This is a genomic window from Chromobacterium sp. CCUG 30098 (assembly GCF_059916605.1).
In genome coordinates this window covers 220,101-239,701 of record NZ_JAUCGS010000002.1, presented here as the reverse complement: position 1 = coordinate 239,701, position 19,601 = coordinate 220,101, and the positions used below count along the sequence as shown (strand labels likewise).

The 19,601-nt window shown below is 61.8% G+C and carries 16 protein-coding genes; 6 read left to right on the top strand and 10 right to left on the bottom strand.

Annotation, left to right across the window (positions count from 1 at the left end; genetic code table 11):
- Positions 1-269: 269 nt before the first annotated feature.
- Genes QUG03_RS06730 through QUG03_RS06720 form a run of 3 tightly spaced genes read right to left on the bottom strand, consistent with a single transcriptional unit; the run spans position 270 to position 5,027 of the window.
- Positions 270-1,217, bottom strand: coding sequence for a putative phage abortive infection protein (locus QUG03_RS06730; RefSeq protein ID WP_500819689.1), 948 nt, complete (start codon positions 1,215-1,217; stop codon positions 270-272).
- Positions 1,201-2,139, bottom strand: coding sequence for a 5'-nucleotidase (locus QUG03_RS06725; protein WP_259045627.1), 939 nt, complete (start codon positions 2,137-2,139; stop codon positions 1,201-1,203). Before QUG03_RS06725 ends, QUG03_RS06730 begins: the two co-directional genes overlap by 17 nt.
- Positions 2,140-2,195: 56 nt before the next feature.
- Complete coding sequence (locus QUG03_RS06720; protein WP_500819688.1) at positions 2,196-5,027, bottom strand: valine--tRNA ligase; 2,832 nt, start codon at positions 5,025-5,027, stop codon at positions 2,196-2,198.
- 117 nt (positions 5,028-5,144) lie between these two features.
- On the opposite strand from QUG03_RS06720, the gene QUG03_RS06715 reads away from it, so the two are divergent.
- The 3 genes from QUG03_RS06715 to QUG03_RS06705 all read left to right on the top strand — a co-directional run bounded on the left by QUG03_RS06715 (position 5,145) and on the right by QUG03_RS06705 (position 10,411).
- Complete coding sequence (locus QUG03_RS06715) at positions 5,145-6,371, top strand: diguanylate cyclase (protein ID WP_107801778.1); 1,227 nt, start codon at positions 5,145-5,147, stop codon at positions 6,369-6,371.
- 179 nt (positions 6,372-6,550) lie between these two features.
- On the top strand, positions 6,551-8,437 hold the full coding sequence (locus QUG03_RS06710; protein ID WP_107799340.1) for an amidohydrolase: 1,887 nt from the start codon (positions 6,551-6,553) through the stop codon (positions 8,435-8,437).
- Between the two features lie 138 nt (positions 8,438-8,575).
- The gene (locus QUG03_RS06705) at positions 8,576-10,411 is read left to right on the top strand and encodes an amidohydrolase (RefSeq protein WP_500819687.1); all 1,836 of its coding nucleotides are present in this window, start codon (positions 8,576-8,578) and stop codon (positions 10,409-10,411) included.
- Positions 10,412-10,508: 97 nt separating this feature from the next.
- Here QUG03_RS06705 and QUG03_RS06700 read toward each other — a convergent pair whose 3' ends face one another.
- From QUG03_RS06700 to QUG03_RS06690, 3 genes are all read right to left on the bottom strand, one after another.
- Positions 10,509-10,841, bottom strand: coding sequence for a DMT family transporter (locus tag QUG03_RS06700; protein WP_081544619.1), 333 nt, complete (start codon positions 10,839-10,841; stop codon positions 10,509-10,511).
- Positions 10,842-11,294, bottom strand: coding sequence for a multidrug/biocide efflux PACE transporter (locus QUG03_RS06695; RefSeq protein WP_107799342.1), 453 nt, complete (start codon positions 11,292-11,294; stop codon positions 10,842-10,844).
- A gap of 242 nt (positions 11,295-11,536) precedes the next feature.
- Positions 11,537-11,986 (bottom strand): multidrug/biocide efflux PACE transporter, encoded by a 450-nt coding sequence (locus QUG03_RS06690; RefSeq protein ID WP_107799343.1) that lies wholly within the window; start codon positions 11,984-11,986, stop codon positions 11,537-11,539.
- A 136-nt stretch (positions 11,987-12,122) separates the two neighbouring features.
- On the opposite strand from QUG03_RS06690, the gene QUG03_RS06685 reads away from it, so the two are divergent.
- A complete protein-coding gene (locus QUG03_RS06685) occupies positions 12,123-12,983 on the top strand; it encodes a LysR family transcriptional regulator (protein ID WP_107799344.1) in 861 nt (286 codons plus the stop codon).
- A gap of 44 nt (positions 12,984-13,027) precedes the next feature.
- Here the strand turns inward: QUG03_RS06685 and QUG03_RS06680 are convergent, their stop codons facing one another.
- From QUG03_RS06680 to speA, 3 genes are all read right to left on the bottom strand, one after another.
- Entirely contained in the window at positions 13,028-13,462 is a 435-nt protein-coding gene (locus tag QUG03_RS06680) for a hypothetical protein (RefSeq protein ID WP_500819686.1), read from the bottom strand.
- A gap of 219 nt (positions 13,463-13,681) precedes the next feature.
- Positions 13,682-14,137: a ricin-type beta-trefoil lectin domain protein gene (locus QUG03_RS06675; RefSeq protein ID WP_107799346.1), complete on the bottom strand. Its 456-nt coding sequence runs from the start codon at positions 14,135-14,137 to the stop codon at positions 13,682-13,684.
- A 263-nt stretch (positions 14,138-14,400) separates the two neighbouring features.
- On the bottom strand, positions 14,401-16,281 hold the full coding sequence (gene speA, locus QUG03_RS06670) for an arginine decarboxylase (protein ID WP_107799347.1): 1,881 nt from the start codon (positions 16,279-16,281) through the stop codon (positions 14,401-14,403).
- Between the two features lie 614 nt (positions 16,282-16,895).
- Between speA and astE the strand changes: the two genes are divergently transcribed.
- The gene (gene astE, locus QUG03_RS06665) at positions 16,896-17,894 is read left to right on the top strand and encodes a succinylglutamate desuccinylase (protein ID WP_500819685.1); all 999 of its coding nucleotides are present in this window, start codon (positions 16,896-16,898) and stop codon (positions 17,892-17,894) included.
- Between the two features lie 118 nt (positions 17,895-18,012).
- Here astE and blaCHA read toward each other — a convergent pair whose 3' ends face one another.
- Entirely contained in the window at positions 18,013-18,900 is an 888-nt protein-coding gene (gene blaCHA / locus QUG03_RS06660) for a CHA family extended-spectrum class A beta-lactamase (RefSeq protein ID WP_500819684.1), read from the bottom strand.
- Positions 18,901-19,116: 216 nt separating this feature from the next.
- On the opposite strand from blaCHA, the gene QUG03_RS06655 reads away from it, so the two are divergent.
- A complete protein-coding gene (locus QUG03_RS06655) occupies positions 19,117-19,440 on the top strand; it encodes a DUF3761 domain-containing protein (protein ID WP_227108053.1) in 324 nt (107 codons plus the stop codon).
- Positions 19,441-19,601 lie beyond the last annotated feature (161 nt).

Here is a 19,601-nt window from a genome sequence, read left to right as displayed (position 1 = left end):
GACAAGGCTGGTCTCACCGCTCCCTCGGACCGGCGCGCCCGTAGGCACCCCTGCCACGGCCCGCCCAGATTTAGGCAAAGCAATAGCAACCGGACACGAAAAAGCCGCGAAATCGCGGCGTGTCCGCCGGGGGAGACATACAGGAGACCAGTCCCGGCGCTGTTTGTATGGCAGCGCGGGGACCATTGTTGGCTAGATGGCGGGGGGAGTCAAGCCAGGAAGGCTTATGGGCTTTTTGATTAGCTAGCTACGCCCCACGTAAAGCAAATTCAGTTCTTTATGACCCCTTTGCTTCTGGCCTCCTCCTCACTCCAGTAAGCAGCCTCAACATAAAATGACCGATGTTCTACAGAAAAAAGTAAGTCAAGGTCTAAGTTTCTAAGAAGACTATACCTTTCTATAAGCCTCTTAAACTTCTCCTCTCCAATTTCAGTAATTCCATTGTAAAACAACAAAGCAATTTCATAAGAAGACAACTGAGCACGAAAAAGACTAGCATAAAATCTCTTCTCTGTATCAGAAATTCCTTCCGCATTATCTATGTAGTCAACAACGTAATACATATTCCTAAAGTAGTGATGCAGCTCACTACCATATTCCTTCGTAACTCTCTCCGCAGCCGCTGCTGCGATCCCACGGGTATCATTAAGCTCACCATGCTTGGGCAAAACAGCTTTCTGAGCCCCTTTCAAAGCTTTATAATCCTTTTTCATCAACCCAAAAATATGATAAAAGCAAGCCTTCCCTTTTGCTTCGACAAAGTCATTCCTTCTAGAAACTCTAGGTAAAATCCTACCTCTGGCATGCGGAGGATCACTAAACAACTCACCACCACCATCATTATAATATACAGCAGCTGCAACAATTTCTCTATGCCCAGCCAAAAGTTGGAAAAAATTACCCTCAAACTTTTGCTTATTATCTTTTTTGAATTGAAAATAAAAACTCAAAGCAAAAAGCACTGATGACAAAGCAGAAAAAAGTGCTCCAAATGATCCAAACGCGTCACCACTTAATCCTCTCAACGCTGCGGCATCAGATGCAGACAACTTATTTAAGCTTACACCAGTGATATACTCTGTAACAACTTCACTCCCCTTCCAAAAAAAACTTATCCACACAAGAACAACAGCTACAATTGCCAGTAGAAAACGTACCTTCTCACTACGACACCAAAATCTAATCAGATCACAAAGTGCGTCAATTAATTTTTTCATTGCGCACCCCGAACGGAACATGCACTGATGGCGTGAACTTAGAAGTTGAGGCCAAATGTGAAACCTGATCATCAAAGAATATATGAGGCTTCAAAACATCCATCACTACTCCTTTATCAATTCCTCCCAAAAAAAACGCGTCATTAATCATCACCCCCCACTCCCTCATCGTAACCACGACTCTTTCATGCGCAGGAGCGTCTCTAGCTGTTACTATAGATATTCTTAATCTAGGTTCATAACTAGCATCAACTTCCGTGCGTGCCATTTCAACACTTTGTATTCTAGCCAAGCCTTCTAGCAATGATTTCAGCAGACCAGGAGCCAATGCTTTTTCCGCATTAGCCTTCTCATGACTTCTGAAGCCAGCCAAACCACCTGCCGCATACTCCCGTTCGGCCTCATCGCTTGCTAAAACGCCATCAAAGTCAAATGCCACCCGAATTTCCGCCTCATCTGCCAAGCTACCATAGTCAGCATCCGACTTCACAACCAACCCGGCAGGATACCCCTGCTCTATCGCTTTCCGAACATCCTCCTCATTTCCAGACAGGAAAAGACTGATATTAAAAGCAGGTATATAATTGAACGCAGATCGTCCCTGCAAGAAAACCGCTCGTGTAATAGGCAACTCATAATGAGCAATGCTCCTAAACACTCGAAACCCGGTATCCGGATCATTGCGCGACAGCAAGATAACCTCAACTAGGGGGTCACTCTCCACCACCTTATTTAATGACAATAACCCTTTTATAAACTGAAATGCCACCCCCTTACCCAAGATTTTATCTTGATTTTTTCTTTGATACTTCCGATATGCTTCTTCTCCTTTAGTTTTAAAGACCTTATCGGATGCTGTTAAATCAAACAATGCACTCGATGCAACTCCAATTACCAACTTATTTTTCAAGTCATATGGCATATACAATCCCGAAAAGAAAGCACGCCTTGCGGCGTGCTCAAAAGAATATTTTTTAGTTATTTAAGCTTAGCCAACTGCACCTTGATCTTGTCCAGCTTGTCGTTCAGCTCAGCCAACTGCGCCTTGTCGCGCTCCACCAGGTGAGCCGGGGCTTTGTCGACATAGCCCGGCTTCTCCAGCTTGGCGGTGAGCTTGGCCAGTTCGGCTTCCGCCTTGCCCTGCTCTTTGCTCAGACGCGCGGTTTCCGCGGCCTTGTCCACTTCCACCTTCAGCATCAGGCGAGCGTCGCCGGAGATGGCCACCGGGGCGTCGTCTTCCGGCAGCGCGGCCACGATGGAACCTTCGGTCAGCCGCGCCAGCAGCTTGAGGTAGGGCACGAAGTCCGCCACCGTGGCGTCGCCGGTTTCGATGAACAGCGGTGCTTTGACGGCCGGGCCGATGCCCATTTCGCCGCGCAGATTGCGCACCGCGTTGACCATGTCCTTGAACGCGTCCATGCGGCTGTTGGCGGCGGCGTTGATCTTGCCGGCGTCCGCCACCGGCCACGGGGCCAGCATGATGGACGGGGTGGTCTTGGCGTTGGCCAGCGGGGCCACGGTCTGCCACAGCTCTTCGGTGATGAAGGGCATCAGCGGGTGGGTCAGGCGCAGCGCCACTTCCAGTACGCGGACGATGGTGCGGCGGGTGGCGCGCTGCTGGGCTTCGTTGCCGGTTTGCAGCTGCACCTTGGCCAGTTCCACGTACCAGTCGCAGTACTCGTTCCAGATGAATTCGTAGATGGTCTGGGCGGCGATGTCGAAGCGGTAGGTTTCCAGCGCGTTGGTGACGTCGATCTCGGCCTGTTGCAGGCGGCCGATGATCCACTGGTCAACAAAGGAGTACTCCAGCGGCAGGCTTTCGTCCTGGCCGCAGTCCTTGCCTTCCACGTTCATCATCACGAAGCGGGTGGCGTTCCACAGCTTGTTGCAGAAGTTGCGGTAGCCTTCGGCGCGTTTGAAGTCGAAGTTGACGCTGCGGCCCAGGGTGGCGTAGCTGGCCATGGTGAAGCGCAGCGCGTCCGTGCCGTAAGCCGGGATGCCTTCCGGGAACAGCTTTTCCGTGGCCTTGGCGATGGCCGGGGCTTTTTCCGGGCGGCGCAGGCCGGTGGTGCGCTTGGCCACCAGCGGTTCCAGCGCGATGCCGTCGATCAGGTCCACCGGGTCGATGACGTTGCCCTCGGACTTGGACATCTTCTTGCCTTCGTGGTCGCGCACCATGCCGTGGATGTACACGTCGCGGAACGGGACCTTGCCGGTGAAGTGCTTGGTCATCATGATCATCCGGGCCACCCAGAAGAAGATGATTTCGTAGCCGGTCACCAGCACGTTGGAGGTGAGGAAGGCGCGCAGTTCGGGGGTGTCTTGCGGCCAGCCCAGGGTGGAGAACGGCACCAGGGCGGAGCTGAACCAGGTATCCAGCACGTCTTGTTCGCGGCGCAGGGTCTTGCCCGGCGCTTGCGCCTGGGCGTCGGCCTCGCTGCGGGCCACGTAGATATTGCCGTCTTCGTCGTACCAGGCCGGGATTTGGTGGCCCCACCACAGTTGGCGGCTGATGCACCAGTCCTGGATGTTTTTCATCCACTGGTTGTAGGTGTTGACCCAGTTTTCCGGGATGAAGCGCACTTCGCCGCTTTCCACGGCTTCAATGGCTTTGGCGGCGATGGATTGACCGGTGGGGTCCGGATTGCCGTCTTTGTCCAGCGCCACTTTGTCCATGGCGACGAACCATTGGTCGGTCAGCAGCGGTTCGATCACGGTGCCGGTGCGGTCGCCGCGCGGAACCATCAGTTTATGCGGCTTGGCGTCCAGCAGATAGCCCTGGGCTTGCAGGTCCGCCAGCATGGCTTTGCGCGCGTCCTGGGTGCTGAGGCCGGCGTAGGCGGCCGGCAGTTCGATCACACCCTGGGCGCTGCCGTCGAAGCCGAAGATTTGCGCCTTGGCCAGGATTTTGGCTTCCAGGCTCATCACGTTGATGAGCTGGGTGCTGTGGCGCTTGCCCACTTGGTAGTCGTTGAAGTCGTGCGCCGGGGTGATCTTGACGAAGCCGGTGCCGAACTCTTTGTCCACGTATTCGTCCGCGATCACCGGGATCTGGCGGCCGGTGAGCGGCAGTTCCAGCTGCTTGCCCAGCAGGTGCTGATAGCGCTCGTCGTCCGGGGCGATGGCCACGGCCACGTCGCCCAGCAGGGTTTCCGGGCGAGTGGTGGCGACGATGACGAACTCGTCGCTTCCCACCACCGGGTATTTGATGTGCCACATGTGGCCGTCTTCTTCCTCGGAAACCACTTCGAGGTCGGAGATGGCGGTGCCCAGCTTGGAGTCCCAGTTGGACAGGCGCTTGCCACGGTAGATCAGGCCTTGTTCGAACAGGCGGACGAAGACTTCGGTCACCACTTCGGCACGGGTGTCGTCCATGGTGAAGTATTCACGGTCCCAGTCCACGGAGCAGCCGACGCGGCGCATCTGGCTGGTGATGGTGCCGCCGGACTGCTCTTTCCATTCCCACACTTTGGAGGTGAAGGCGTCGCGGCCCAGGTCGTGGCGGTTGACGCCCTGCTCGGCCAGTTGGCGCTCCACCACGATCTGGGTGGCGATGCCGGCGTGGTCGGTGCCGGGCACCCACAAGGTGTTGTCGCCCTTCATCCGGTAATACCGGGTCAGACCGTCCATAATAGTCTGATTGAAGGCGTGGCCCATGTGCAGGGTGCCGGTCACATTGGGCGGCGGCAGCTGGATGGCGAAGGACGGTTTGGCGGTGTCCATGCTGGGCTTGAAGTAGCCGGCCTGTTCCCACTGATCGTACCAGCGACGTTCGATGTCGCCGGGTTCAAAGCTTTTGGCAAGTTCCATGGTGATGAATCGTAGTTCTTCTAGAATGGAAAAAATGGGTCGATTATACCCGGTTTTGGAGTGTTCTCCGAGAGCCGGCGCGGGCGGATCAGGCGGTAGGCAAGGGATATGCGGACGATGAGCGAAGAAACGCGCGTTTTGGTGATTGAAGACAGCATGGTGTTGATCCGCCCCTTGTGCCGCATGGTGGAGGAAATCGGCCTTACGCCGGTGCCGGTGTGTTCGCTGCTGGAGGTGCGCGAGGCGCTGACGTCCGGCCAGCATTTCCTCGCCGCGGTGGCGGATTACAATTTGCCGGATTCGCCCGGCGGCGAGCATTTGCCCTTGCTGTTTCAAGAGGCCATCCCCACCATCGTGCTGACTTCGCGCACCGACGGCGAGGTGCGCGACCGCATCTTGCAGTTGCCGGTAGTGGATTACGTCAGCAAGGAAAGCCCGGCGGCCTTTGATTACGTGATGCGGATGCTGACCCGCATCCGCAAGAATCCGGGCATCAAGGTGTTGGTGGTGGACGATTCCGCGTCCTACCGCCAGTTTCTGCGCGAGAACCTGGAGCGCCACCGCTACCAGGTGCTGGAGGCGGAGGACGCCAAGCAGGCGCTGGAGATCTTGCACCGCGACAAGCACATCAAGCTGGTGCTGAGCGACAACGACATGCCGGGCATGGACGGGGTGCGCATGACCAGCACGATACGCCGCTTCCTGGATCACGACCGCCTGGCCATCATCGGCATTTCCGGCAACCAGGACCCCACCATGACCACGCGCTTCATCAAGGCCGGGGCGGACGATTTCCTGCAAAAGCCGTTTAACTTTGAGGAGTTCTTCTGCCGCGTCACCCGCAATGTGGAGTTTGTGGAGAACCTGGAATCCCTGAAGGAAACCGCGGACCGCGACCCGCTGACCAATTTGTCCAACCGCCGGCATTTTTTTGAGCAGGTGATGCAGTTGAAGAACGGCTACGGGGTGGCGGTGCTGGACATCGATCACTTCAAGCGGGTGAACGATCAATACGGCCACGATGTGGGCGATCAGGTGATCTGCAACACCGCGCGGCTGATGGAGCAGTTTTTCCCGGACGGCATCGTGGCGCGCTTTGGCGGCGAGGAGTTCGTGATTCTCAGCCCCAGCCCCATCGAGCTGGACATGGTGTGCCGGCTGGAAAGCCTACGCCTGGCGATAGAGGGCTGTATTCTGACCACCGCCAAGGGCGGGCTGCGCTACACGGTGAGCATAGGCGTGGCGGCGTCCGACATGCCCGAGGTCAGCCGGCTGCTGAAGCTGGCGGACGAGCGGCTGTATCACGCCAAGCAGCACGGCCGCAATCAGGTGTGCGGCGGCTGAGAGCCGGTTCAAAATCCGCTGTGCGCCGCGAGGCCGGGCGCGGCGGCCCGCCCCCGCCCGAATGGCCAGTTCGGCGTTTTTTTGCGCCGGGACGCCGCCTATAATGACATCGCTTTTTCCGTTCCTCGCGCGCGGCCCCGCGCTTCTCCCGGAGCCGGCGTTTCAACCGGACATCCGCCATGAGTCATCATCACCCGCACGGTCCAGGCTGCGCCTGCTGCACTCTTCCCTTGTTGGCTCAGCTGCACGATGAGCTGTTTGAGCGGCCGGACTGGCAGGACGAGGCCAAACGGCTGATCCGCCAGCAGGAAAAACGATTGTTGCCGCCCTCGCCGCCGCAGACGCTGATCATTTACGGCGGGCCCATCCATACCCTGGCCAGCAGCGGGAGGCAGACGGTGGACGCCGTCGGCATCGCCAAGGGCCGCATCGTGGCGACGGGTTCGCGCGAGGAGGTGCGGCAGGCCATGGCCGCCGCCGGCCACAAGAAACCGGAGGAGATGTCGCTGGAAGGCGGCACCCTGCTGCCCGGCTTCGTCGATCCCCACATGCATATCCTGCCCAGCGCCTTGTTCTCGTCCTGGCAATACGTGGGCGCGTTCTCCGGCCAGACGCTGAAGCCGGATTACAACATCGCCGGGGTGGTGGACACGGTGCGCGCGGCGCTGGCCGACCCCAAGAAACAGCAAAAGGCCAAGGACGGCGCGGCCTGGGTGCTGGGTTTCGGCCTGGATCCCTCGCTGATGCGGGAGTGGACCGAGCCGGATCTGGACTGGTTCGCCCAGTTTGGCGATCAGACCCCCATTTTCCTGATGAACGCTTCCGGCCATATCGGCTACGCCAACGCGCCGGCGCTGGCCAAGGCCGGCATCAGCCCGGAATGCAAGGGCGTGCTGGTGGAGGAGCAGGTGCTGCAGATGATGCCGGCGCTGCCCTCCCCGTCCCCGACCACGCTGCTCGCCAGCATCAGCCAGGTGCTGCACGGCGCGGCCAAGATGGGCAACACCACGCTGTTCGACGCCGGCCTGGGTTCCGGCAAGGGGGTGTTCGAGGTCTTGCTGCTGGACCTGGTGGCCCAGACCGCGCTGAACCCGGTGCGCATCGCCGCCGCGCTGTTTTCCAACGAGACGCGGCAGATGGACGAGTGGACGCGGCTGTTCCGCCCGGACCTGGACGGCATGGAGGACAAGCGCTTCAGCATCAAGGCGCTGAAACTGGTGTCGGACGGTTCCAACCAGGGGCTGACCGGCTATCAGACCGAGGCCTATAAATGCTATCCGCAGCACCAGGTGCCCAATGTGCCGGCCACCGGCCTGTTCAATTTCCGCCCGCCCAGCGCCTTTACCCCGCATTTGCGGCAGGCGGTGGAGCACGGCTGGCCGGCCATGGTGCACGCCAACGGCGACCGCGCCATCGACGAGGTGCTGCAGGCTTACGAGCACGCGCTGAATCACCCGTCCGCGCCGCTGCGCCCGGATTGCGCCGGCGCGCGGCTGCGCCATCGCATCGAACACGCTTCGCTATTGACCGACGAACACATTTCCCAGATGGCGCAGCTGCAGTTGTCGCCCAGTTTCTTGATCGGCCACGTCGGCTATTGGGGCCACGCCTTCCAGCAGACCATTCTGGGCGAGGCGCGCGCCAAGTTGCTGGACCGCTGTCTGTCCGCCAAGCGCGCCGGCCTGCGCATCAGCCTGCATTCGGATCACTTCGTCACCCCGCTGGGCGGCTTGCGCATGATGGAGCAGGCGATTTTCCGGGTGATGGAGGCGGCGCCGGAACAGGCCGGCGGCAAGCCGGCGCTGAACCCGGCGGAACGGCTGGACCGGCTCAGCGCCTTGCGCGCGGTGACGCTGGACGCCGCCTGGCAATGCCATATGGACCACGTCGTGGGTTCGCTTGAGCCGGGCAAGCTGGCGGATCTGGTGGTGCTGGAGCAGGACCCGCTGGACCCGGCGGTGAGCAATCTGCGCGATATCGCGGTGCTGCAGACCTGGCGCTCCGGCGCGCCGGTGTATCTGAACGCCAAGCTGGGTTGCGCGACGGAATCGGCGCCGCCGGTCTGAGGCGCGCGGCGCCGCAAGGGCCCGGCGCGGGCCGGGCCTTGCTCAGCTTTTGTCAGCCTAGCGCCCTTGCCATCGGCATACAATTCGCCCTGTGCGCGGCGCCGCCGCGCCGTCCCGACGCCATGCACAGGAGCGCCCATGTCCCTTCCCCATCAACCCGGCTGCGCGTGCTGCACGCTGCCCCGGCTGTCCACCCAGCTGGACGCCTTGCAACATCACAACTGGACCGAAAGCCTGTCCGGCCTGATCCGCGTCGCCGCCGAGCGCGCCAAGCTGGCGCTGCATCAGGACGCGGCCATTTTCCACGGCGGCCCCATCTACACGCTGCAAGGCGGACAGCCCGGCCGGGTGGAAGCGCTGGGCGTCGCCCACGGCAAGGTGGTGTCGGTGGGCAGCCTGCGGCAGGTGGAGGCCGATATGCAGGCCCAGCCGCGCGCGGAGCGGATCGATCTGCGCGGCAAGACCCTGCTGCCGGGCATGGTGGACCCGCATATGCACATCCTGCCCAGCGCGCTGTACCGCAACTGGGTCAATCTGAGCCCCTTCGAGGATCAGATCCTGCGCCCGGGCTACAATCTGGGCTGGATTGCCGAGAAGCTGCGCAACGAGCTGACCGCCCGGCACGGCCACGCGCGCGCCGACGCGCCGCAATGGCTGACCGGTTTTGGCGTGGACCCTTCGCTGATGACGGAATGGCAGGAGCCGGATCAGCCCTTTCTGGACCAGATCAGCACCGAGACGCCCATCTTCCTGATCAACGCCTCCGGCCACCTGGGTTACGCCAACTCCCCGGCGATGAAGCTGGCCGGGCTGGACCCCGACACCAAGGGGGTCACCACCGAGGCCGACGTCGGCAAGGTGCTGGCGGTGATTCCCGGCCTGGCCGCTCCGCACTTGCTGAGCAAGCTGCAGGAAATCCTGCACGAGGCCGCGTCCAGAGGCATGACCACGCTGTTCGACGCCGGCCTGGGCGCCGCCATGGGCCAGCTGGAAATCACGCTGCTGCGCGCCTTCGCCCAAAGCCCGCTGGCGCCGGTGCGCATCGGCGCGGCGCTGTACTCCAACCAGGACTGGCTGCAAGAGCAGTGGCTGCACACCTTCCAGCCCAATCACATTCCGCACGACGACGACCGCTTCAGCATCCGCGCGCTCAAGCTGATCGCCGACGGCTCCAATCAGGGCCTGACCGGCTACCAATCGCAAGACTATTGCTGCGCGAACCAGCACAGCGTGCCCAATGTCTCTCCGCGCGGCCTGTTCAACTTCGAGCCGCCCATCACCTTCGCCGCCCAGTTGCAGCGCGCGCTGAACGCCGGCTGGCCGGTGCTGGTGCACGCCAACGGCGATCAGGCGGTGGATTACGTGCTGGCCGCCTTCGAACTGGCGCTATACGACGAAAACGCCAAGGACGGCGCGCCCAATCCCAAGCTGGCGCTGCGCTCGCGCATCGAACACGCCTCGCTGCTGAGCGACGCCAGCATCGCCACCATGGCGCGGCTGAAGCTGTCGCCCAGCTTCCTGATCGGCCACGTCGGTTACTGGGGCCACACTTTCAAGACCACCATCCTGGGCCGCGAGCGCGCCCAGATGCTGGACCGCTGTCAGTCCGCGCTCAAGGCCGGCCTGCGCATCAGCCTGCATTCGGATCACTTCGTGTCGCCGCTGGGCACGCTGCGGATGATGGAACAGGCGGTGACGCGGGTGATGGAGGCGGACCCGGAGCGGCAGGCGCTGAATCCGGCGGAGTGTCTGGACCGGCTCTCCGCGCTGCGCGCGGTGACGCTGGACGCCGCCTGGCAGTGCCATATGGACCACATCGTCGGCTCGCTGGAACCGGGCAAACTGGCGGACCTGGCCATCCTGGAACAGGACCCGCTGGACCCGGCGGTGCCGGCCGGATCGCTGCGCGACATTCCGGTGCATCAAACCTGGCTGGCCGGCAAGCCGGTCTTCCACAACCCCAAGACGCACTGAGCCGCGTCCGGCGCGCAAAACAAAACCGGCCGGGATTCCCGGCCGGTTTTTGCGTTCCGCCCTCTTCCGCCGCGCGGGCCGAGAGCGGGGCCTCGACTCAATGCGCCACGGACTTGGACATCAGATTCATCACCAAGACCCCGGCCACGATCAGGCCCATGCCTATCATCGCCGGCGCGTCCAGCTTCTGGCCGTACATGACCCAGCCGACGATGGAGACCAGCACGATGCCGACGCCGGACCACAGCGCGTAAGCCACGCCCACCGGGATCTGGCGCAGGGTCAGCGACAGCATGTAGAAGGCCAGCATATAGCCGGCGGCCGTCAGCAAGGATGGGCCGATCCGGGTAAAGCCGTCGGAGGCCTTCAGCGAGGAGGTGGCGATCACCTCGCTGACGATGGCGACGGCCAGGAACAACCAGGTTTTCATTCAAGACTCCAGTTCGGCGCAAGGCTTGCCGCCGCGCTCGCGTAGCTTGGCGCGCAGGGCGTCGTACAGCCAGTTGAATACATAAGTGTAAGGCAGGAAGAAGGCGAAGAAGCCCAAATCCAGCAAGAAAGCCTGCCAATAGCTGACGTTCAGCCACCAGGCCGCCAAGGGCACCAGCATGAACACCAGGCCGCCCTCGAACATCAGCGCGTGCAAGCAGCGCACGCCCACCGTGCGGCTCCAGCCCATCGCCGCTTCCAGGCGGTCGAACAGCATATTGAACACCACGTTCCACAACATGGCCGCGGTGGACATCATGAAGGCCAGCGCGCCCATGTGCAGCAGGCTTTGTTCCATCACCAAGGAAGCCAAGGGCACCAGCAGGGCCATCGCGCACAGTTCGTACATCACGGCGTGGAAGCCTCGCTCCAGCCAGGATTTTTGTTTGTCCATACTATTTCACAATCATGACCGTTTAAAGAATCCGTTCACGATCCGCTGCGCCGCGGCGGGATTGTTGGACAGAGGCTTGAGGACCGCTTCGAAACGCGCATGAAGCGCTCGCGCATTCCGCTGTCTCGGCCGCAAAGCCTTGTCTCGCCATGGTCCGCAAGATCGTGAACGTCAAGATAGTCGCTATTCTGATTGGTTTTTCGGATGGTTAAAAAATAATAACCATCGATAAAACCGATACATCAAGCCATGCCGGCGCGGGCGCGGCTCAGGCGGCGCAACAGGCTGGCGCGCAGTCCGTCGTACAGCCAGTTGAAAACAAAGGTATAGGGCAGGAAGAACAGGAAAAAGCCGATATCCAGCAAGAAGGCCTGCCAGTAACTGATCTCCAGCCACCAGGCCGCCAGCGGCACCAGCAAGATCACCAAGCCGCCCTCGAACAACAGCGCGTGCGCCGCCCGCAACGCCGGGGTCCGCGTCCAGCCGCGCCGCCGTTCCACGCGTTCGAACAGCGCGTTGAAGACGATGTTCCACGACATCGCCGCCGTGGTCATCATCAGGGCCAGCGCGCCGATCTGCGCGGTGTCCTGATTCAATAGCCAGCTGGCCAAGAGCATCAACAACATCACGGCGCACAGTTCGTAAGCCACGGCGTAGAAGGCGCGCTCCAGCCAGGATTTCTTTACTTGCATCGATTCTCCTTGATCCGCCGCGGCGCTTGGAAGCGGTGTGCGACCTGCTGCGCCGCGGCTTGATTGGCAAGACAATGACGCGATTTTTATTGGTTTTTCGGATAGGATAAAGATGGGTTAAATCGGAGAAACCGATATGAGCATGTCGCTAGACGCGCTGGCGGCGTTTGCCAACGCCGCCGAACTGGGCTCGTTTTCCGCCGCGGCGCGGCGGCTGGGCAAGAGCCAGTCCACCATCAGCGAGGCCATCGCCAATCTGGAAATCGATCTGGCGGTGCAGTTGTTCGACCGCGGCAGCCGCCAGCCGGCGCTGACCCAGGCCGGCCGTCATCTGCTGGGCTATGCGCGGCAGATGCTGGCCATAGGCGATGAATTGAACCAGCAGGCGCAGTTGCTGACCGCCGGGCTGGAGCCGCGGCTGACCCTGGTCTTGTCCGACACCTACCAGTCATCCCGCTTTCAGGAGGTGACGCGGCAGTTGGAACGGCACTTCGAGGCCTTGGAGCTGGAATGCCTGGTGGGCGAGCAGGACGACGTGCTGGACTTGATCCAGACCGGACGCGCGCACCTGGGCTGCATGGCGGCGCTGGAGCAGTACCCGGCCGATATCGGCCACGCCACGCTGGGCGAGGTCAGCGAAGTGGCTTTGTACGTGGCGCGCAGCCATCCGCTGGCGGCGCTGGAGCAGGTGGACCGGCAGGCGCTGAGCGGCCACCGGGAGTTGCGGCTGAACACTTACACCGAAAGCAAGCCGGACACGCTGAGCCGGCGCTGCTGGTTTGCGCCCAGCTATCTGATGCTGCTGGAAATGGCGATCCTGGGCGCCGGCTGGGCCGAGTTGCCGCGCTGGCTGGCGGATTCCTTCGGCGCCGGCCGGCTGAGCGAACTGCATGCGCCGGGCTGGCCCAAGGCGCGCCACATCGATCTGGTGTGGTCGCGGCGGCGGCCGCTGGGCCTGGCCGCCGTCTGGGTGCGCGAGCAGTTGCTGCGCTCCTGACAAGGCCGCCGCGCGTGACGCCAGGCGCGGCGGACGCCGAGGACTCAGCCGCCGGGCGCGGTCATCGGCCGCAGAATCCACATCGGCGGCCGGCCGGGATGCAGCTTGCGCAGCCGCAAGGCCGGCGGGAAGATTTTTTCCATGCCGAAGCCGAAGGCCAGGGTGCGATCGGCCTGGCTGACGATGTTGCCGGGCTGGGAGAACACATCCCAGCGCTGGCTCAGCAGCGCGGGCTCCGGCAGCAGATCCAGTTGCAAGGGCGAGCCGTCGGCCACTTCATTGGCGGCGATCACCAATTGATTGCCGCTGGTGGCCAGCGCGAACAGCCCGCGGTCGAAGTCGATATTGAACAAGGCGGCGAAATTGTTCTGGAACGGCTGCAGGCTGAGCCGGGAGCCCTTGATCGAATCCTCGGCCACAATGGCGTAATCCGGGAAATAGGCCGAGGTGATGAAATACGAAGTGCTGCTGAAACCCATCGTTTGCTCCTTGCATGAACCCAAAAAGCGGCGGCGAGCCTTAGAACCTGTTTACGATCTGCTGCGCGTTGGCGAGACGGCGTTGAAAACCCCTTCGAAATGCTCATGTACCAACCGTACATTCCGCTTTCTCAGCCGTTTTCGCCTTGTTTCGCCCTTGCTCGCGAGACCTTGAACAGACTCTTTGCGCCCGCCGCCGCGATCTTTGCCCTTCGCTGATTAAGCGGTTTCCAGCACCAGCTCCGAGCGTTGCGCCGAGGTCAGCGGCTTGAGCGCCCATTGCTGAGCCGGCGAAGCGTTGAACTCGTACAGCCAGATCAGGCTGCCCACGCCGCCGCGGCTTTGGTTGTCTATCACCAGATTGTTGTTTTGACGGCTGGAGATATAGCCCGGACGGGAGAACAGGTCCCATTGCTGGCTGAGCGAGGACGGATTGTACGGACGCAGCACCAAGGGCTTGCCGCTGGACAGGTCGGAAATGTCGATCACCAGCTGGTTGCCGCTGGTGGCCAGCGCGAACACGCCGTTGGCGAAGTCGATGTTGAACAGCGACAGGAAGTTGCCTTGGATGGGCTGCAGGTACAGCTGGGAACCGCTCATCGAATCTTTGGCGGTAATGCCCAGCGCGGTGTTTTGGCTATAGGTGAGGAAGTAAGGAACGCTAGAGAAAGACATATGGCAACCCCCATGTTTATGCCAATCAATTATTGGCTTTCTCAAACTAGCAAGGTTTGCCCGTATTGCAAGCGCCGGCCCGAAACCGGCCGCGCCCGGCGTAAAATCCAGATAAAAATCCGATCAGAAACACGAACTTAGACGACGATAAGTGAAATTGCTTAAAGTCATCCGGCACAGAACGGTCTGTTCGACAACAGACGCGGCGCCAACAAAAACAGCCGGGCGTCAGCCCGGCTGTTTTGATCCGTCCCAGCAGTCGATCAGACCGACAAATAAGACGATTGCTTCAGGCCGCGGCAGAACTCGGCGAAGAACAGGCTGCGCTCTTCGCTGCTGAGGTCGGCGGCGCGCGACTTGGCTTCGTAGCGGTTGAGGATGTCTTCCGGCGACAGGTGCACGTAACGCAGCATGTCTTCTATGGTGTCGTGCTCTTCCACGCCGGAGAACTCCAGTTCGCCGCCGTCGCGCACATAGACGTTGACCGAGTCGGTGTCGCCGAACAGATTGTGCATATCGCCCAGGATTTCCTGGTAAGCGCCCACCAGGAAGACGGCGATCAGATACTCGTCGCCCTGCTTCACCTCGTGCACGGACAGGCTGGATTCTATGCTCTGCTGGTCCACGTACTGCTTGAGCTTGCCGTCGGAGTCGCAGGTCAGATCCTGCAGCACCGCGCGGCGGGTGGGCTGCTCGTTCAGACGGTGCAGCGGGGTGATCGGCAAAATCTGGTCGATGGCCCAGGTGTCCGGCAGGCTCTGGAACACCGAGAAATTGCAGAAGTACTTGTCGGCCAGTCGGTCGGTCAGTTCGTCGTACACCTGGCGCTGAGAACGCTGGCTGGCTTGCAGCTGGCTGTGCAGGCGGCGACACAAGGCGGCGTGCACGTCCTCGGCCAGCGCCTTTTCCTTCAGCGACAGCCGGCCGGCGGCGTACAGATCGGTGACTTCCGACACGTAGTGGCTGGCGCGGTAGTAGATTTCGGTGACCAGGTCGTCGTCGTTGAGCTGCACCAGTTCAAACAGCTTGCGCACCGGCTGCGACAAGGCGGCGATGTCGTCCACCTGCGGCACTTCGTCCGGCAGGCGCTCGACATCGGTCACGTTCATGATCAGCACGGCGTGGTGGGCGGTCATCGCGCGGCCGGATTCGGACAGAATGCGCGGATGCGGAATGCCGTTCTCGCCGCAGAACTCGGACAGCATGGACACGATCACGTGCGCGTACTCGTCCATATCGTAGTTGATGGAGCTGTCGTTGCGCGAATGGGTGCCGTCGTAATCCACGCCCAGGCCGCCGCCCACGTCCACGTGGTCGATGGGCAGGCCCAGCGCGCGCAGTTCCGCGAAGTAGCGGATGGCCTCGCCGAAGCCGCTGCGGTAATCGCCGATGTGGGCGATCTGCGACCCCATGTGGAAGTGCATCAGGCGCACGCAGTCGGCCAGGCCGGCGGCGGTGAGCTTGTCCGCGGCGGAGATCAGCTGGCCGGCGGACAGGCCGAACTTGCCCTTCTCGCCGCCGGTGTCCGCCCACTTGCTGGACGCCAGCGAGGACAGACGCACGCGCATGCCGATATTGGGACGGATGCCCAGCTTGCGGGATTCATCGATCACCAGCTCCACTTCGGATTCTTTCTCGATGACGATGAACACCTGGTGGCCCAGACGTTCGCCCATCAAGGCCAGGCGGATGTAGTCGCGGTCCTTGTAGCCGTTGCAGACGATGGTGCAGCCCTTGGGCGCCAGCGCCAGCACCGCCATCAGTTCCGGCTTGGAGCCGGCTTCCAGGCCGATGGACACGTCCGGCGTGGCGATGATGCTCTTCACCACCGCTTCTTGCTGGTTGACCTTGATCGGATAGATGGCGGTATAACGATTGCCGTAGCCTTGTTCGGCGATGGCCTTGTCGAAGGCCGCGCACAGACGCGTGACGCGGTCTTGCAGAATATCGGGAAAACGCACCAGCAACGGCAGGTCCAGGCCTTTGCCGGACAGTTCGCCCACCAGGCGATGCAGGTCGATTTCCTTGTTTTGGCGCACATTCGGACGCACGACGATATTGCCGTTGGCGCCCATGTCGAAGTACCCCGCTCCCCAATGCCGGATGCCGTACAACGCCCGGCTATCAGCCACAGACCAAGCCATGAGTTTTCCCCTCAAGAACTGACGGAAAGCCCTGAACCCCGCGCAATGATGGGTGGACAGGGATTTCCAAAGGACGCGCCCAGGCCGCCGCCGAAAAAGCGATGAGCCAGCCGCAGGAGCATCCTTATGATGGATAACCCCGCTCCTTAGTGCGCGGCTTTCGGGCTGAACAGCTTTTATGTGGGCCTGGGATGTCGGAGCGAAACAATTGAATTGTAGGTTTGCAAAGCTGCAAACGAGCGCGGATTGTAACAACATCACGCGGCTTGACAAGTAAAAAAATGTATAAAAATCCGCATGTCCAATTTAATCGACAAGCCCGCGCCGAGCGGCCCGGCAAGCCTTGCCGGGCAAGGCTTGAGCAAAAACAGCCCCCTATATTTTTCTCATGCCGGCAAGCGGCCGTTTCTCCAGCCGGGGACCTCGCGGTTCCGGCAATGGACTTGTCCAAAATATTCAACAAGAGCGCGGCCCGGCGCGCCAAGCCGCGCCGAACAAGGCTTTTAGCCCAAATACGGCATGTTTTTTCAAATCTGCGCCACGCGCCGCCACCTGCCGCGCCGGCTCTGGTTACAATGCCCCGGTCATCACTAGCCGCAAGCACGAGCCAGCCCATGCGCGAGCATCACCACGATTTTCTGTCCTGGACCATGAATCCCGCCTCCCCGGCCTCCGCCGAATGGCAGCTCCACTCCGGCGTGCGGGCGCGCTGGCTGGATTACGGCGTCGTCGAGCTGGAACCCCTCGCCGCCGCCGCCGATTCCCTGCTGCTGTCCAGCGGCGTGCACGGCAATGAGACCGCGCCTATCGAGGTGCTCAACGCCATCCTGGCCGACATCGCCGGCGGCAGGCTGGCGCTGCGCTGCCGGCTGCTGGTGATCTTCGGCAATCTGGACGCGATGCGGCTGGGCAAGCGTTATCTGGATTACGATATGAACCGGCTGTTCAACGGCGCGCACGCGCGCCAGCCGGAAGCGCGCGAAGCGGCGCGCGCGGCGCGCCTGGAACAGGCGGCGGCGGACTTTTTCGCCTCCGCCCGCGGCCGGCGCTGGCATTACGATCTGCACACCGCGATCCGCGGCTCGGTGTTCGAGAAGTTCGCCATCTACCCCTATCTGCACGAACGCCCGCACAGCCGCGCGCAACTGGCCTGGCTGAAGAGCTGCCAGGTGGAAACCGTGCTGCTGCACAGCCAGCCGGCCAATACCTTCAGCTACTTCACCAGCCGCCACTGCCAGGTGGACGCTTTCACGCTGGAGCTGGGCAAGGCGCGGCCCTTCGGCCAAAACGATCTATCCCGCTTCGCCGGCATCGACCAAGCGCTGCGCCGGCTGCTGGCGGAGCCGGAGCAAGAACTGCCCGGCTACCGCGACGGCGACCTGCCGCTGTTCCAGGCCAAGTACGACATCGTCAAACACAGCGAAGCCTTCCGCCTGCACCTGGCCGACGACGTGGAAAACTTCACCGCGTTGCCGGACGGCTTCCTGATCGCCGAGGACGGCGAACACCGCTATGTGGCCGTCGGCGGCGATGAGCGCATCCTGTTCCCCAATCCCACGGTCAAGCCCGGACTGCGCGCCGGCATCGTGGTGGCGCCGGCGCGGCTGCCTTAAACGCGATTCAAGGTTCCGCGCGGACGCCCAGCGCTCAAGGGAGCCGCGCGCGACAACGCCGCGGCCATGGCCGCGGCGTCGTTCATTCCGGCAGGACCTGCCCGCCCCGCGCGGCGTTTCAAGCGAACTCGGCGGCCGCCACCCTCGCCACCGCGGCGATCACCGCATTGCGCTCGTCCATCATCGCCGTCGAGCCCCAGTAATAGACCGACAGCAACAACGGCGACTTGCCCGGCCGCCAGGCCACGGCCACGTTGTTGGCCGCGCCGTGGCCGCCGCTGCCGGTCTTGTCCCCCACCCGCCACTCCGCCGGCAAGCCGGCGCGGATGCGCAGATTGCCGGTGGTGTTGCCCAGCAGCCAGTCGTTCAGCAAACCGCGCTGCCGCTCCGGCAATAGCGGGGAAAACAGCAGCGCGCGCAGATTGGCCGTCATCGCCGCCGGCGTGGTGGTGTCGCGCGGATCGTCCGGCTCGGCGCGGTTCAGTTCCGGCTCGACGCGGTCAAGCCGGCTCAGGCCGTCGCCCAACGAACGGGCGAAGCGGGTCACCTCCTGCGGCCCGCCCAACTGCTCCAGCAGCAGATTGGCGGCGGTGTTGTCGCCGAAGCGCATCGCCGCGTCGCACAAGTCTTTCACCGACATGCCCTGCTCCACGTATTGTTCGGCGATGGGCGAATAGTCGATCAATTGCTCGCGCCGGTAGCCGACATGGCGGTAGAGCAGATCCGGCTGCGTCGCGCTGCGTTGCAATAAGGCGCCCACCAGCAGCAGCGTGAACGTGCTGCACATCGGGAAGCGCTCATCCGCCCGGTAAGCCAGCGTCCGCCCGCTGTCCACTTCTTGCGCGAACACGCCGATGCGGCCGCCGGCATTGCGTTCCAGCTCCGCCAATTGACGCGCGGCCGGGGCTTCGCCCGGCACCCGCAACGGCGGGCGCGCGCAACCCCAGATCAACGGCGTGGCGGCCAAGGCCGCCAGCAAGACGCGCCGCTGCGCAAAATCATCCATAGATCAATCCCCAGATTCGGTATGACGGCGCGGCCCGTCGCAACGGCCGGCCATCGCGGTTTAGTTCCCCCGATGCGCATTGCCGCTATCCGCCGCAATGACAATGAACTAAAGTGCGATACATATTCTTTTGCGCCTGAACCCCGAAAATAGATGCGTCAAAACATCACGAACAAGTTCAAGCACTTTTAATGACACATTAAACAATCGAATGACATGAAAAAGCCTGCACAGTTCCGTATCCCCGCTTTGCGGCGCATCGCCGGCCTGCTCGGCCTCAGCCTGGCCCTGCTGGCCGCGCCGCTTGAAGCCAAAACGCCGCACACGCATCGGCACGCCAGCGCGCCGGCGCAAGAGCAGTTGCTGGAACACGGCAGCTACACCAACTCCGACGGCGTGGAGGTCCACAGCCCGGCCCATACCCGCTCCGGCAAAGCGCCGGCCGGCGCCAGCGCGCGCTGCCGCGACGGCAGCTACAGCTTCAGCCAGCATCGGCGCGGCACGTGTTCGCATCATGGCGGCGTGGCGGCCTGGCTCTGAGAACCCGTTCATAGTCTGCTGCGCTTCAGCGATACGGCGTTGAAAACAAGCTCAAAATGCTCATGTACCATTTGTACATTCCGCTTTTTCGCTCGTTTTCGCCTTGTCTCGCCCTTGCTCGCGAGACTCTGAACAGGCTCTGAGAGCCTGTTTACGATCTG